14 protein-coding genes are annotated in these 14,231 nt (G+C 73.6%); 7 read left to right on the top strand and 7 right to left on the bottom strand.

What is annotated here, in order from left to right:
* Nucleotides 1-99 precede the first annotated feature (99 nt).
* From ACZ56L_RS31695 to ACZ56L_RS31685, 3 genes are all read left to right on the top strand, one after another.
* Nucleotides 100-1,689, top strand: coding sequence for an ABC transporter substrate-binding protein (locus tag ACZ56L_RS31695; protein WP_401763430.1), 1,590 nt, complete (start codon nucleotides 100-102; stop codon nucleotides 1,687-1,689).
* Between the two features lie 87 nt (nucleotides 1,690-1,776).
* Nucleotides 1,777-2,460, top strand: a complete 684-nt coding sequence (locus tag ACZ56L_RS31690) for a uracil-DNA glycosylase (protein WP_345225205.1) — start codon at nucleotides 1,777-1,779, stop codon at nucleotides 2,458-2,460.
* 77 nt (nucleotides 2,461-2,537) lie between these two features.
* A complete protein-coding gene (locus ACZ56L_RS31685; protein ID WP_380837584.1) occupies nucleotides 2,538-3,011 on the top strand; it encodes a hypothetical protein in 474 nt (157 codons plus the stop codon).
* A 31-nt stretch (nucleotides 3,012-3,042) separates the two neighbouring features.
* Here ACZ56L_RS31685 and ACZ56L_RS31680 read toward each other — a convergent pair whose 3' ends face one another.
* Both ACZ56L_RS31680 and ACZ56L_RS31675 read right to left on the bottom strand, forming a co-directional pair.
* Nucleotides 3,043-3,549: a hypothetical protein gene (locus ACZ56L_RS31680; RefSeq protein ID WP_401763438.1), complete on the bottom strand. Its 507-nt coding sequence runs from the start codon at nucleotides 3,547-3,549 to the stop codon at nucleotides 3,043-3,045.
* A gap of 137 nt (nucleotides 3,550-3,686) precedes the next feature.
* Complete coding sequence (locus tag ACZ56L_RS31675) at nucleotides 3,687-4,328, bottom strand: TetR/AcrR family transcriptional regulator (RefSeq protein ID WP_345225210.1); 642 nt, start codon at nucleotides 4,326-4,328, stop codon at nucleotides 3,687-3,689.
* A gap of 79 nt (nucleotides 4,329-4,407) precedes the next feature.
* On the opposite strand from ACZ56L_RS31675, the gene ACZ56L_RS31670 reads away from it, so the two are divergent.
* Together ACZ56L_RS31670 and ACZ56L_RS31665 are read left to right on the top strand one after the other, a co-directional pair.
* On the top strand, nucleotides 4,408-5,658 hold the full coding sequence (locus ACZ56L_RS31670; RefSeq protein ID WP_471067968.1) for an FAD-dependent monooxygenase: 1,251 nt from the start codon (nucleotides 4,408-4,410) through the stop codon (nucleotides 5,656-5,658).
* A 20-nt stretch (nucleotides 5,659-5,678) separates the two neighbouring features.
* Nucleotides 5,679-6,584 (top strand): Gfo/Idh/MocA family protein, encoded by a 906-nt coding sequence (locus ACZ56L_RS31665; protein ID WP_471067965.1) that lies wholly within the window; start codon nucleotides 5,679-5,681, stop codon nucleotides 6,582-6,584.
* On the opposite strand, the gene lnt is transcribed toward ACZ56L_RS31665, so the two are convergent.
* The 4 genes from lnt to ACZ56L_RS31645 all read right to left on the bottom strand — a co-directional run bounded on the left by lnt (nucleotide 6,469) and on the right by ACZ56L_RS31645 (nucleotide 10,578).
* Nucleotides 6,469-8,169 carry an apolipoprotein N-acyltransferase gene (gene lnt / locus ACZ56L_RS31660; RefSeq protein ID WP_471067963.1) on the bottom strand — a complete coding sequence of 567 codons (1,701 nt, stop codon included), beginning with the start codon at nucleotides 8,167-8,169 and terminating at the stop codon, nucleotides 6,469-6,471. The genes ACZ56L_RS31665 and lnt overlap by 116 nt on opposite strands.
* A gap of 70 nt (nucleotides 8,170-8,239) precedes the next feature.
* Nucleotides 8,240-8,719 (bottom strand): nuclear transport factor 2 family protein, encoded by a 480-nt coding sequence (locus ACZ56L_RS31655; RefSeq protein WP_471067960.1) that lies wholly within the window; start codon nucleotides 8,717-8,719, stop codon nucleotides 8,240-8,242.
* Nucleotides 8,720-8,812: 93 nt separating this feature from the next.
* Nucleotides 8,813-9,688 carry an undecaprenyl-diphosphate phosphatase gene (locus ACZ56L_RS31650; RefSeq protein WP_468688869.1) on the bottom strand — a complete coding sequence of 292 codons (876 nt, stop codon included), beginning with the start codon at nucleotides 9,686-9,688 and terminating at the stop codon, nucleotides 8,813-8,815.
* 143 nt (nucleotides 9,689-9,831) lie between these two features.
* Complete coding sequence (locus tag ACZ56L_RS31645) at nucleotides 9,832-10,578, bottom strand: TVP38/TMEM64 family protein (RefSeq protein WP_401763689.1); 747 nt, start codon at nucleotides 10,576-10,578, stop codon at nucleotides 9,832-9,834.
* Between the two features lie 403 nt (nucleotides 10,579-10,981).
* On the opposite strand from ACZ56L_RS31645, the gene ACZ56L_RS31640 reads away from it, so the two are divergent.
* A complete protein-coding gene (locus ACZ56L_RS31640; RefSeq protein ID WP_471067957.1) occupies nucleotides 10,982-11,698 on the top strand; it encodes a DNA alkylation repair protein in 717 nt (238 codons plus the stop codon).
* A gap of 78 nt (nucleotides 11,699-11,776) precedes the next feature.
* Here ACZ56L_RS31640 and tuf read toward each other — a convergent pair whose 3' ends face one another.
* Entirely contained in the window at nucleotides 11,777-12,949 is a 1,173-nt protein-coding gene (gene tuf, locus ACZ56L_RS31635; protein WP_471067954.1) for an elongation factor Tu, read from the bottom strand.
* A 367-nt stretch (nucleotides 12,950-13,316) separates the two neighbouring features.
* Here tuf and ACZ56L_RS31630 point away from each other — a divergent pair, with 367 nt between their 5' ends.
* Nucleotides 13,317-14,165, top strand: a complete 849-nt coding sequence (locus tag ACZ56L_RS31630) for a spermidine synthase (RefSeq protein WP_471067951.1) — start codon at nucleotides 13,317-13,319, stop codon at nucleotides 14,163-14,165.
* Nucleotides 14,166-14,231: the final 66 nt, after the last annotated feature.

Raw genomic sequence — 14,231 nt, 5'->3', positions numbered from 1 at the left:
CCCTTCCTTTACCGCGGCGGCCCGCTGGACAACTTCGTTGCTCCGGTGGGCCGTTGCGGTATCGTCTGCCGATCCCACGGCTGAACGAGGAGCGTGCACGTGTTTGACCGGGCCAGATGTCTGCGGGTTGCCGCAGCCCTCACCTCCCTATCCCTGCTGCCCGGCTGCGGGGCGCTGACCGAGGAAGGTTCCGATCCGGAACACCGGCTGAGCGTGGGCACCACGAGCAAGCCGAGCAAGCTGGACCCCGCCGGCGCGTGGGACGGCTCCTGGGAGCTGTACCGCAACGTCTTCCAGACCCTGCTGAGCTACCAGACCGGCACCGTGACCCCGACCCCGGACGCGGCCGAGTCGTGCGCCTTCGACGACACCGCCCACCGCGTGTACTCCTGCACCCTGAAGGCGGGGCTGACCTTCTCCGACGGCGCCGCGCTCGACGCCGAGGCCGTCCGGCACTCCATCGAGCGCATCGTGCGGATCAACGCCGAGGGCGGCCCCGCGGGCCTGCTCAGCAGCCTCCAGAAGGTCGAGACGCAGGGCAAGCAGAAGGTCGTCTTCCGGCTCAACAAGCCCGATGCCACCTTCCCGTTCGTCCTGGCCACCCCCGGCATGTCGCTGGTCAGCCCCACCGCGTACCCGGCCGGACGGCTGCGCACCGACAACTCGCTGGTCGGCTCCGGTCCGTACGTCCTGAAGGCCTACCGCCCCAAGGGCGCCGACTCCGGCGCCGACCTGGAGCGCAACTCCACCTACAAGGGCTTCGCCAAGCGCAAGAACGCCGCGGTGACCATCCGCTACTTCGACGACTCCGCGAAGATGGTCAAGGCGCTCAAGAACAAGGAGATCGACGCGACCTTCCGCGGCCTGACAGCCGAGCAGATCGTGGCCCTCCAGGACGAGACGGACGGCCCGATCCACGTCACCGAGTCGCCCGGCTCCGAGATCCACTACCTGGTCTTCAACCCGAAGGACAAGTACGCCGCCAAGCCGGCCGTCCGCCGGGCGATAGCCCAGCTCGTCGACCGGCCGGCCCTCGTGGAGAAGGTCTACCGGGGCACCGCCGAACCGCTGTACTCGATGGTGCCGGCCGGCATCGCCGGGCACACCACCGACTTCTTCGACACCTACGGCAGGGCGGACGTCGCCGAGGCCAAGCGCATCCTGCGCGCCGGCGGCATCACCACGCCGGTACCGCTGGCCTTCTGGTACCCGACCGACCGCTACGGCTCCTCGACCGCCCTGGAGTTCGCCGAACTCAAGCGGCAGCTGGAGGCCTCGGGGCTGTTCCGGATCACCGTCAAGGGGCTGCCCTGGGACGAGTTCTCCCAGGGCGTGCAGAAGGGCTCCTACCCCGTCTTCGGCCGTGGCTGGGCGCCGGACTACCCGGACCCCGACAGCTTCGTGTCGCCGTTCGTCGGCGAGCGCAACGCCATCTCCACGCCGTACGTCGTCCCCAGGATCACCGGCGAGCTGCTGCCGAAGTCGCGTCGCGAGGTCAAGCGGGACAAGGCCACCGACTACTTCGTCGAGGCCCAGGACGTGCTGATGCGCGACGTGCGGCTGCTGCCGCTGTGGCAGGGCAAGTTGTACGTCGCCGCCCTGGAGGACGTCGGCGGCACCGAGCTGACGCTGGACCCGCAGACGATCATGCAGGTGTGGGAGCTGTACCGGAAGACCAGCTGGGACTAGGGGCACGCAGCGGGCCCGGACGGCGTTGTCAGTGGTGGCCGGTAGGTTCTCCGACAGAGAACGAATCGCTCACCGGAGGTTGTTGACGTGACGGACATCCAGATGCTGCCCGAGTCCTGGCGCGGGGTCCTCGGCGAGGAGCTGGAGAAGCCCTACTTCAAGGAGCTCCTGGAGTTCGTCGAGGAGGAACGGGCCGCCGGCCCGGTCTACCCCCCGCGCGAGCAGGTCTTCGCCGCCCTGGAGGCCACCCCGTACGACAAGGTGAAGGTCCTGGTCCTCGGCCAGGACCCGTACCACGGCGAGGGCCAGGGGCACGGGCTGTGCTTCTCGGTGCGGCCCGGCGTGAAGACGCCGCCCTCCCTGCGCAACATCTACAAGGAGATGCACGAGGAGCTGGGCACCCCCATCCCGGACAACGGCTACCTCATGCCGTGGGCCGAGCAGGGCGTGCTGCTGCTCAACGCGGTGCTCACCGTCCGCAAGGGCGAGGCGAACTCGCACAAGGGCAAGGGCTGGGAGAAGTTCACCGACGCCGTCATCCGCGCGGTGGCCGACCGCCCCGACCCGGCGGTCTTCGTGCTGTGGGGCAACTACGCCCAGAAGAAGCTCCCGCTGATCGACACCGAGCGGCACGCGGTGGTCAAGGGCGCGCACCCCTCCCCGCTGTCCGCGAAGAAGTGGTTCGGCTCGCGCCCCTTCACCCAGATCAACGCCGCCGTCGCCGAGCAGGGCCACGAGGCGATCGACTGGACCCTGCCGAACCTGGGCTGAGCCTGAGCCCGATCGCCCCCGCCTGCGGCTAGCGTCACCGGGAGAGTCGAGCGACCGGGCACGCAGCGGAGGCCGCAGTGGTGGAGCAGCAGGAGACGTCGGAGGAGGCCGTGATGACCCGGATCGGGCAGACGGCGATCCTGTTGCACGCCGGTGACCGGGAGGAGGCCCGCAGCAGGTTCGGGGCGCTGTGGGAGGAGCTGGGCCCGCAGGGCGACCCGTGGCACCGCTGCATGGCCGCGCACTACCTGGCCGACGCCCAGGACGCCCCCCGGGACCGGCTGCTCTGGGACCTGCGGGCCCTGGCCGCCGCCGACGGGCGCGACGGCGGCCGGGGAGGCCGCCGCCCGCCGGCGGAACTGCGCGGCTTCCACCCCCGCCTGCATCTGGACCTGGCCGCCGACTACCTGGAGCTGGGCCGCCCGGAGGCCGCCCGCGTCCATCTGCGCAGGGCCCGCGCCCTGGCCGAAGCGCTCGGGGAGCGGGAGCGCCCGGCGCTGGGCGTGCGGGAGGCGATCGGACGGCTGGAGGCGCGCCTGGCCGGGCCGTGAGGCGCGCCGGGCCGGGCGTTGAGGCCGGGCGTCAACGCCCGTATGCCTCACGGCAGATGCGGGCCTGCGGGCTGTCCGGCTGCCAGCCGCCGTAGTCGGCGCCCAGCGCGCACACGTCCGCCGCCGAGGTGGGGAGCTTCGGCAGGGCGGGCCGCCCCCGCTCCGGCTCGCGGCGGGGCACGGGCTCCGGGGGCGCGGTGGGGGTCTTCGGGGCGGCCGCCCGGCGCGCGGGCGGCCGCGGCTCGTCGTCCGCCGCCCGGGGGCGGGGTTCGCGGGAGGCCGGTGGGGCGGCGGCCGGTTCGGGGGCGCGCTCGGAGGGCAGCAGAGCCGCTTCGAGCACCTCGTGGACGGGCGCCTCGACCAGCTCGCCGGGGCTGCCGCCGTTCCCGATCATGTGGGGCAGTTGGGGCGGGCGGGGCTGCTGGGCGGCGGGGGACCGGGCTGCGGGCGGTCCGGGCCGGTCCGCGTCGGCGGCCACACAGCCCGACACGGCCGACACGGCGACCCCGACCAGGAGCGTCGCAGCGGTTCTCGTCACGGTTCTCGTCACGGTTTTCGTTCGGTGCACCCGCGCCACTCTGTAGAGCCCGCCGCCCGTGGGGGAAGCCGGGAGGCCGATATTGCTCCACACGAGTGAAGCGCGGGCCAGGTGCTCACGTACCGTACGAAACGGGCCTACCCGCCGAGCATGCCGCGCAGCAGCTCGCCGAAGCCGGTGCGCAGCTCCGCCCGCGTCGGCACGGACGCGTGGTAGGAGCCCGCGGCACAGGAGTACATCAGCCCCTCCACCCACGCGACCAGCGACAGCGTGTGCCGTTCGGGCTCCCGCGAGCCGGCCGCCGTCATCAGCGCGATCAGCGGCCCCTGGAAGCCGGCCCGCCCCGTGGCGTCGTAGAACTCGCGGAGTTCGGGCCTGCGGGTGGCTTCGAGGCCCAGTTCGTAGCGGGCGATCAGCAGGGAGCGGTGCTCGGTGAGGTACCGGTGCAGGGTGTCGGCGAGCAGGTCCACCAACTGGTCGAGACCGGGTCCGGGTCCGGGGCCCGGTCCGTCGCCGGGCCCGGAGCCCGGGAGCGAGCGCACCCCCAGTGCCTCGCTCTCCACCACGGCCAGCCTGCGCACCGCGAGTTCCAGCAGGGCCTGGCGGGTGCGGGCGCAGTTGGAGGTCGAACCCTGCGGCAGGCCCGCCGCCTCGTCCACGGCCCGGTGGGTCAGCCCGCGCATTCCCCGCTCGACCAGGAGCTTCAGGGCGGCGTCGGCGACGCGGTCCGCTCGGTGGGCGGGGGTCTCACGGAAGCCGGGGGAGGTGCGTGCGGTCATGGGACCAGCCTACCTCCGCTCACTACATGTGTAGTAGCGTGCGAGATGTCACTACAGGTGTAGTCACCCAGGAGGCGTCATGTCCCCGCACGTGCCCCGGAACTCGCAGCACCGGCCCCGCCGCGCCCTCGTCGTCGGCAGCGGCATCGGCGGCCTCACCGCCGCCGCCACCCTTCTCCAGCGCGGCTGGCAGGTCACCGTCCTGGAACGGGCCGCCTCCCTGGCCCCGGTCGGCGCCGGCATCGGCCTCGCTCCCAACTCCCTGCGCGCCCTGGACGTCATCGGCCTCGGCGACACCGTCCGCGACCTCGCCGCCTGGCAGGGCGAAGGCGGGATACGCGCACCGGGCGGCCGCTGGCTGTCCCGTACCGACAGTGCCGCCGCCGCCGAGCGCTTCGGCGGACCGCTCGTCCTGCTGCACCGCGCCACCCTCGTGGACGTCCTGTCCGCCGCGCTCCCCGAGGGCACCGTCCGCACCGGCGCCGCCGCCTCCCTCGTGGACGCGGGCGAGCCCGGCGGACGGCCCGCCGTGGTCCGTACCGGCGCGGGCGACATCGAGGCCGACGTCGTCGTCGGGGCCGACGGCGTGCGCTCGGGAGTCCGGAACGTCCTCTTCCCCGAGCACCCCGGAGCCGGCTACGCCGGGTTCACCACCTGGCGGGTCGTCGTCCCCGCGCCCGCCGGCCCCTTCGCCCCGCACGAGACCTGGGGGCGCGGCATGCTCTGGGGCACCCAGCCCCTCAAGGACGGCCGGGTCTACGCCTACGCCGCCGCCCGCACCCCCGTCGGAGGCCGCTCGGCCGACGGCGAGAAGGCCGAGCTGCTGCGCCGCTTCGGCGACTGGCACCACCCCGTGCCGCAGATCGTCGCCGCCGCCACCGACGACCAGGTCCTGCGGCACGACGTCTTCCACCTGGACACCCCGCTCGACACCTTCCACCGCGGCCGCACCGTCCTCATCGGCGACGCCGCGCACGCCATGTGCCCGACCATGGGCCAGGGCGGCAACCAGTCCATCGAGGACGGCGTCGTCCTCGGCCACCACCTGGACCCGGACGGGGACCTCGGAGCGGGGCTCGCCGCCTTCACCGCGGACCGGCTGCCCCGTACGACCGGCATCGTCGCCAAGTCCGCGAAGATCGCCCGGCTGGCCATGCCGGCCGGCGCACCGGGCGCGGCCCTCCGCGACACCGTGCTCCGCCTGGCGGGCCTGGGCCCCTCCGCGCTGGCCCTGCGGGCCTTCGACGGAGTCTGCGACTGGCGGCCCCCGCAGCGCACGTATGCTGCCCGGACACCTGTTCACCAGGCACGACAGGCCCAGCAGTCCTAGCAGCACAGAGGGAGACCCCCGTGAAGATCGGCGTCATCGGCCTCGGCGACATCGCGCAGAAGGCGTACCTGCCCGTCCTCGCGTCCCTTCCGGGGGTCGAGATCCACCTCCAGACCCGCACCCTCGGCACACTGGCCCGCATCGCCGAGACCCACCGCATCCCGTCCGCCCGGACCCACACCACGCTCGACGGGCTCCTCGCGCAGGGCCTGGACGCGGCCTTCGTGCACGCGTCGACCTCCGCGCACCCGAAGCTGGTCACCGCCCTCCTGGAGGCGGGCGTCCCGACGTACGTGGACAAGCCCCTCGCGTACGACCTGGCCGACTCCGTGCGGCTGGTGGAGCTCGCCGAGGAGCGCGGGGTCAGCCTCGCCGTCGGCTTCAACCGCCGGCTGGCCCCCGGTTACGCGCAGTGCGCCGACCACCCGCGCGACCTGATCCTGATGCAGAAGAACCGCGTCGGCCTGCCCGAGGAGCCCCGCACCTTCGTCCTGGACGACTTCATCCACGTCGTCGACACCCTGCGCTTCCTGGCGCCCGGCGAGATCGACCACGTCGACGTGCGGGGGCGCGTGGTGGAGGGGCTGCTGCACCACGTCGTGCTCCAGCTCTCCGGCGACGGCTTCACCGCGATCGGCACCATGAACCACGTGTCGGGCTCCACCGAGGAGATCCTGGAAGTCTCCGGCCAGGACAGCAAGCGGCAGGTCGTCAACCTCGCCGAGATCATCGACCACAAGGGGCAGCCGACCGTCCGCCGCCGCGGCGACTGGGTGCCCGTCGCCCGCCAGCGCGGCATCGAGCAGGCCGTCACCGGGTTCCTGGACTCCGTACGGGCGCAGAGGCTGCTCGGTGCCCGCGACGCGCTCGCCACGCACGAGCTGTGCGAGCGCGTGGTACGGACGGTCCTGGGACAGGCTTCCTGAGGCGGCGCACCCCCTCCCCGGCGAGCAGCAGCGCCAGTGCGGCCAGCGCCAGGTGCACCGCCCAGTCGCCGTACCGCGCGTACGGGGTCAGACCGGCCGCCAGCGGTACCTCGTAGACCGCGGCGGCGCTCCGGTCGGTGCCCAGCGGCCGCCCGATCCGGCGGCCGTCGGGCCCGTACACACTGCTCACCCCGGTGAGCGTGGCGTGCACCATCGGCCGCCCCGACTCGGCGGCCCGCAGCGCGGCGAGCGTCGCGTGCTGCTCGGGGGCCCAGCTGTGCTGGAAGGTGGACGTCGCGGACTGCGCGATCAGCAGGTCCGCGCCGTCCCTGACCAGGCGGCGGCTCATGTCGGGGAACGCCGACTCGAAGCAGACCAGCGGGCCGGGACGCAGCCCGTTCGGCAGCGCCATCACCACCGGGGCCGTGCCCCGCATCCGGTCCTCGCCGGCCGCCTTGCCGACCGAGGTGGCCCAGCCGAGCAGGGCGCGCGCCGGGACGTACTCACCGAACGGGACGAGCCGCATCTTGTCGTACCGCGCCCCCGTCGGCCCCTCGGGCCCCACCAGCACCGACGACTTGAAGATGCCGGGCCGGTCGGAGCGCCGGGCGTCCACGTTCACCAGGAGATACGTGTCGAGGGCCCAGGACAGTGCGGTGATCCGGGCCGCCACGTCGGGCCGGGCCACCAGGTCCTCGCCGACGCTGCTCTCGCCCCACACCACCAGGTCCACCCGCTCTCCCGCGAGCGTACGGGTCAACTCCTCGCCCCGGGCCAGACGTTGTCCGGCACTGCCGTCGCCGTCGAAGACCCCGGGCTGGACGACGGCGACCCTGGCGGTGCGCTCGGCAGCCGGAAGCGGGGCCAGGAACCATCCCGTCCCGGCCAGGACGGCGCAGGCCAGGAGGGCGCAGAGGGCCGCGGTGCGGGCGTGCCGCAGCGTCAGCAGCACCACGACGGCGGTGTTCACGGCCACCACCAGCAGCGTCACCAGCCACACCCCGCCCAACGAGGCCAGCCGCAGCGCGGCCGTCACGTCCCACTGCGACGAGCCGAGCAGCCCCCAGGGACCGCCCAGCGCCTCCCAGGAACGGGCCAGTTCCACCATCAGCCACCCGGACGGCAGCACGGCGACGGCGGCCGCGGCGCGCCGTGCGGTCGGTCTGCCGCCGAGCAGGAAACGTACGAGCACACCCCACGGCAGCCACAGCAGCCCCAGCAGGGCCGCCAGCACCACGATGAACACATGCAGGCTCGGCATCAGCCAGTGGTGCACCGCCACCACGAACCCGACCCCGCCCAGCCACCCCTCCAGCGCGGCCCGCCGGCCGGTCGGGGCCGACCGGAGCAGCAGCATCCAGGGCACCAGGGCGACATACGCGAACCACCACAGCCCCGGCGCGGGGAACGCGAACACCGGCAGGGCCCCGGCGAGGAGCGCGGCGAGGGCACGCCGGGGACGGGTGGCGAGCACGCGGCGCCGGGGCGGCGCCGGTGTTCGGACGAGGTCCCCGGCGGGTGCCTCCCGGCCGTCGTCCGGTCGCAGGCGGTCCGGGCGCCCGCTCGACACCCACTGCTTCGGCATGCCGCGCCTCCTCACCACCGCCGTGATGATCCCAGTGTGGGGGAGCGGGGCACGGCGGGACAGTGGGCGTTCAGAGCGCGTGCGGGTCCGTGCGCCGCCACTTCTCGTGCACGGTCACCCGGCGCACCCGCCAGGCGCCCTCCTCGGAGCGCAGCAGCTCGAAGGCGTAGCGGCCGCCGGTGACGAAGTTCGGGGCCGGGGCGCCGGCCGGGCGGCCCGGCTGCTCCAGGAACATCGGGTTGAGGTAGTCGGCCTGGAGTTCCGCCCGGTCGCCCGTGTCCCCGTTGAGGTCCTCCAGCCGCAGCCGCCGGTTGACGATCAGGTGCTGACGTACGGGAAAGACCGTGAGCGTCTCCGCGAGCCACCCGGCGACCTGCCCCGCCGGGCCCTCGATGCCGCCGGCCGAGCGGTAGTCGGCGCGGCCGTCGGGGGTGAACAGGGCCTCGTACGCGGTCCAGTCGGCGTCGTCGACGGCCACGGCGTAACCGGTGATCACCGCGTCGACGGCCAGCCGGTCCATAACGGTCGCGAGTTCCACACGCTGGGTCATCGCCACAGTCTCGACCAGCGCGGTCGCGCCGCCAAGGGCCCGTGGGGCACGAGTGTGCGCCGCCCCGGCCCGTGGCGCGCCCCGGCCGGCGGCTCAGCCCGCCGACTCGCCCGCGTGCGGGCTCAGCACGCCCATGCCCACCAGCACGAACAGCAGCACCCCGAGCGCGATCCGGTAGTACACGAACGGCATGAAGCTCTTCGTCGTGATGAAGCGCATGAACCAGGCGATGACGGCATAGCCGACGCCGAACGCCACCACGGTCGCCAGGAGCGTCGGCCCCCACGACACGTGCCCCTCGCCCACGTCCTTCAGCTCGTAGAGCCCGGACGCCAGTACCGCCGGAATCGCCAGCAGGAACGAGTACCGGGCCGCCGACTCCCGGGTGTAGCCCATCAGCAGGCCGCCGCTGATCGTCGCCCCGGACCGGGAGACGCCCGGGATCAGAGCCATCGCCTGGCAGAGGCCGTAGACCAGACCGTCCTTGACGCCCAGGTCCTTCAGCGTCTTGCGGTGGTTGCCCGCCGTGTGCCGACCGGTCTCCCGCTCGGCGCGCGCCGCCAGCCGGTCCGCGACGCCCAGCACCACGCCCATCACGATCAGCGTGGTGGCGATCAGGCGCAGGTCGCGGAACGGGCCCTCGATCTGGTCCTTGAGCGTCACGCCCAGCACCCCGATCGGGATCGAACCCACGATCACCAGCCAGCCCAGTTGCGCGTCGTGGTCGCTCCGCATCGACTTGTCCCGCAGCGAGCGGAACCACGCGCCGACGATCGTCGCGATGTCCTTGCGGAAGTAGATCAGGACCGCCGTCTCCGTGCCGATCTGGGTGATCGCGGTGAACGCCGCCCCCGGGTCGTGCCAGCCCGCGAACGCCGCCGTCAGCCGCAGGTGGGCGCTGGAGGAGACGGGCAGGAACTCGGTCAGGCCCTGGACCAGGCCGAGGATGAAGGATTCGAACCAGCTCATGAGGGGTGGCGCCGTCCCGAGAGGGCGCGCGGCGGAGCGCCGCCGCGCGGAGGGTGGGGTGAGTGGTGCGCAGCGTACCCGCGGAAGGTGGCCGGAGGGTGATCAGCGGGCGTCGGGCGTGGCCCGGTGCCGCCGCCGGGAGTTCACTTGTGCGAGAGGGGGAGCGCGGGGGCCTTCGCCCGTTCGGGAGCCGGGTCCGACGGGGCGTCGGCGGACGCCGGCACCGCGGACCGGCCGATCGAGTGCCGCTTGCACCAGGCCACCACCACCCCGGCGATGCTCGACACCACGATGAACCCCGTCGAGATCAGGAACGCCGGGGAGGTCGGTGAGGAGGCCTCGCTGCCCGCTATGACGTACGCCAGGGTGTTGGGGATCGAGCCGAGGCCGGTGGCCGTCAGGAAGGACAGGTACCGCATGCGGGAGACCGCCGCGCAGTAGTTCGCGGCGGCGAACGGCACCCCGGGGAAGAGCCGGATCGCCAGCATCGACCGGAACCCGTGCCGGCTCAGCACCCCGTCCGCCGCCAGCAGCACCCGCCCGCGCAGCATGGGCCGCAGCGCGTCCTGGCCCAGCAGCCGGCCCAGCCCGAAGGAGATGCCGGCGCCCAGCACGGTACCGCCGATGGACGTGGTGAGACCGAGCGCGGTGCCGAAGAGGGCGCCCGCCGCCAGGTTGAGGATCGGGCGCGGTACGAAGGCCACGGTGCACAGTCCGTACGCGACCCCGAAGAGGACGGCGGCCATGGCCCCGCCCCACTGCGGCGGCCAGCCGTCGGCCAGCATCTTCTGCGGCTCGTAGAGCAGGACCGCGGTCGCCGCGGAGGCGAGGACGACCAGGAGCAGCGCGAGACGCGCCCAGGGCGACAGCAGCACGCGCGCGAAGCGCACGGCGGCGGGAGCGCCGGAACGGGTGGTGCGGGTGCGGGTGCCGGTGGCGTCCGGGCGGGGGGCGTCCGTGCCGGAACCGTGCGTGCCGGTGCCGCTCGTGCCTGTGCCGTCCGGGCTGAGGCTCTCCGTGCCGGGACCGTCCGTGTCATGGCCGACCGTGCCGGGGGCGTCCGTGCCGGTGTCGCCCGGGCTCGGGCTCTCCGTGTCGGTGTCGGCCGTGTCGGGGTCCTCCCCGGCGGCGGTGCCCGTGACTCTGCCCGTGCGGGGTCCGTCCGCGTCGGAGCGGTCCGTGCACGGGGGGGCCGTGTGCGGTGCGTCCGTGCGGGGCGTGGCCCCAGAGGCGTGGTCGAACATCCCGGGAGACTAACTGACATACGCGTGTGATCGCCGTAATGTGCACCGCATGACCGGCTTGACCCGTACGGGCGACGGCGGCCCCGACGGCGCGCTCGCCGACACCGTCATGGCGCGGCTCACCATCGAGTACTCGGCCGCCGCGGACCCGGCACGGGCGGCGCAGGCGGCGGCGTACATGAAGCACATCGCCCCCTTCCTCGGCATTCCCACCCCCGAGCGCCGCGCCCTCTCCCGCACCGTCCTCGCCGGCACGCCGCGCCCCGACGAGGCCGACTGCACGGAGATCGCCCTGCGCTGCTGGGCCCTGCCGGAGCGCGAATACCACTACTTCGCCGTCGACTATGTGCGCGAGCACGCCGGACGCCTCTCCTCCGGTTTCCTTCCGACGGCCCGGCACCTGATCACGACCACCTCCTGGTGGGACACGGTCGACCTGCTCGCCGCGCACGTCGTCGGCGCGCTGGTCGCGGCGGACCCCGGGCTGAAGCGCGTGATGGACGACTGGATCGGCGACGACGACCCGTGGGTCGCCCGCACCGCCCTCCTCCACCAACTGCGCTTCCGGGCCGCCACCGACAGCGGCCGCCTCTTCGCCTACTGCGAACGCCGAGCGACCCACCCCGACTTCTTCCTCCGCAAGGCCATCGGCTGGTGCCTGCGGGAGTACGCGAAGACCGACCCGGCGGCCGTCCGCGCCTTCGTCGACGCCCACCGCGACACGCTCTCCCCGCTGTCGGTGCGCGAAGCCCTGCGGAACCTCTGACCACGGCACGGCACAGCGCGGCAGAAGGGGCCGTAAGGACCCGCGCGGACGCGGACCGTACAGCCCCTCCCGGACCCCCTACCCGAGCACCTCGCTCACGGTGCCCGCGCCGACCGTGCGGCCGCCCTCGCGGACCGCGAAGCCGAGGCCCGCCTCCAGCGGCACGTCACGGCCGAGTTCGACCGTCATGGTGACGGTCTCGCCGGGACGCGCGACGGCGGCCTCGCCCAGGTCCACGTCACCGACCACGTCCGCGGTGCGGAGGTAGAACTGCGGCCGGTAACCGGAGGTCAGCGGCGTCGTCCGCCCGCCGTCCCCGGCCGACAGGACGTGCACCCGCGCAACGAAGCGGCGCGCGGGCGTCACGCTGCCCGGCGCGGCCACCACGTGCCCCCGGCGCACCCCGTCGCGGGGCACTCCGCGCAGCAGCAGTGCGACGTTGTCCCCGGCCTGCGCGGAGTCCATCGGCTTGCCGAAGGTCTCCAGACCGGTCACCACCGTCTCGATGTCCGCGCCCAGCACCTCCACCCGGTCCCCGATCCGCACCGTGCCGCGCTCCACGGCACCGGTCACGACCGTGCCGCGCCCGGTGATGGTGAGGACGTTCTCCACCGGGAGCAGGAACGGCGCGTCCACGTACCGCTCGGGCATCGGCACATAGGTGTCGACCGCGTCGAGCAGCGCCTCGACGGACGCCTCCCAACGCGGGTCGCCCGCGAGGGCCTTGAGGCCGGAGACGCGGACGACCGGGACGGCGTCGCCGCCGTAGCCGTGCGCGGTGAGCAGTTCGCGGACCTCCAGCTCGACCAGGTCGGTCAGCTCGTCGTCCCCGGCGTCGGCCTTGTTGAGGGCGACGACGATGTGGTTCACGCCGACCTGGCGGGCGAGCAGGACGTGCTCGGCGGTCTGCGGCATGATGCCGTCGAGCGCGGACACCACCAGGATCGCGCCGTCCAGTTGGGCGGCGCCGGTGACCATGTTCTTGACGTAGTCGGCGTGGCCGGGCATGTCGACGTGGGCGTAGTGGCGGGTGTCGGTCTCGTACTCGACGTGACTGATGTTGATGGTGATGCCGCGCAGCGCCTCCTCCGGCGCCCGGTCGATGCGGTCGAACGGGACGAAGGTGGCGGCCCCCCGCTCGGCGAGGACCTTGGTGATGGCGGCGGTGAGCGTGGTCTTGCCGTGGTCGACGTGACCCATGGTGCCGATGTTGAGGTGCGGCTTGGTGCGGACGTATGCCGTCTTGGGCATGGCTGTTTCCCTCTGCGAAGTGACGCGAAGCGTGAGTGGACCCCCTGGGCCTGCCGACCCTCCCCGTACGGGGTCCGCCGGACGCGCTCCGGGAAGGGTCAGCTTCGGGCGCCGTCGAGGGGCGCTGCGGCAGCAGTTGCGACTGCTGCGGGGACGGCGACCGCGGCCTGTGCCGCGACGGCGTGATCGGCCGCGAGGTGTGCGAGGACGGCAGCCTTCGGCGCGTCCGCGACTGCGGACGGCGCTGCGAGGAAGGCATACCGGAACATGAGCCAGATCATTGCCGATCCGCCCGCGTCCGGCGAATGGTTTTCCGGCAGGCGCCGGTAGGGCGGGGACCCCGGCGGGTCCGGGGGAGAATGTACGGATGAAGGAATCCGTGCCCGTCGTACGCGAGGTGGACGGCGGCGTCGCCAGGTTGCTCCCCGACGTCGACCGGCCCCGGGCCTGGCTGCTCACCGTCGACGGGGCGCCGCAGTCGTACGTCGACCTGGACGACCCCGCCCACCTGGAGTTCGAGTACGCGCGCCGGCTCGCGTACGTCGTGGACGGGGTGGGCGGGGCCGGGGAGGCGCTCGACGTGCTGCACCTCGGCGGGGGCGGGCTGTCGTTGCCGCGCTACGTCGCCGTCACGCGGCCCGGGTCGCGGCAGGAGGTCGTCGAGGCCGACCGGGGGCTGCTCCGGCTCGTCACCGAGCACCTGCCGCTGCCGGACGGGGGCGCGGGAATCACCGTGCACGGGGCGGACGGGCGGCGCTGGCTGGAAGGGGCGGCGGACGCCTCCGCCGATGTGCTGATCGCGGATGTCTTCGGCGGCTCCCGGGTGCCCGCCGCCTTCACGTCGGTGGGGTACGCGCGGGAGGCGGCCCGGGTGCTGCGGGCGGACGGCGTGTACGTGGCGAACCTCGCGGACGGGGCGCCGTTCGACTTTCTGCGGTCCCAACTCGCCACGTTCCGCGGCGAGTTCACCGAGCTGGCGCTGATCGCCGAGCCGGGGGTGCTGCGCGGGCGGCGGTTCGGCAACGCGGTCCTGGTCGCCTCGCGCGCCCCCCTGGACACCGCCGCCCTCGCGCGGCGCGCCGCCGCCGACGCCTTCCCCGCCCGGGTCGAGCACGGGGACTCCCTGGTGCGCTTCGTCAAGGGCGCGGCCCCGGTGCCCGACGCTGAGGCGGTGGCCTCGCCCGAGCCGCCGGCCGGGGCGTTCGGCATCGGGTGAGGCCCGGGCACGTACCGGATCGTCGGGTGAGGCCCCCGGGAACGCACCGGAAAAGGCGGACGGGCG

Source organism: Streptomyces sp. NPDC039736 (assembly GCF_055596485.1).
Note: the sequence above shows the minus strand (reverse complement) of the source record. Positions and strands in the feature narration are given on the sequence as shown.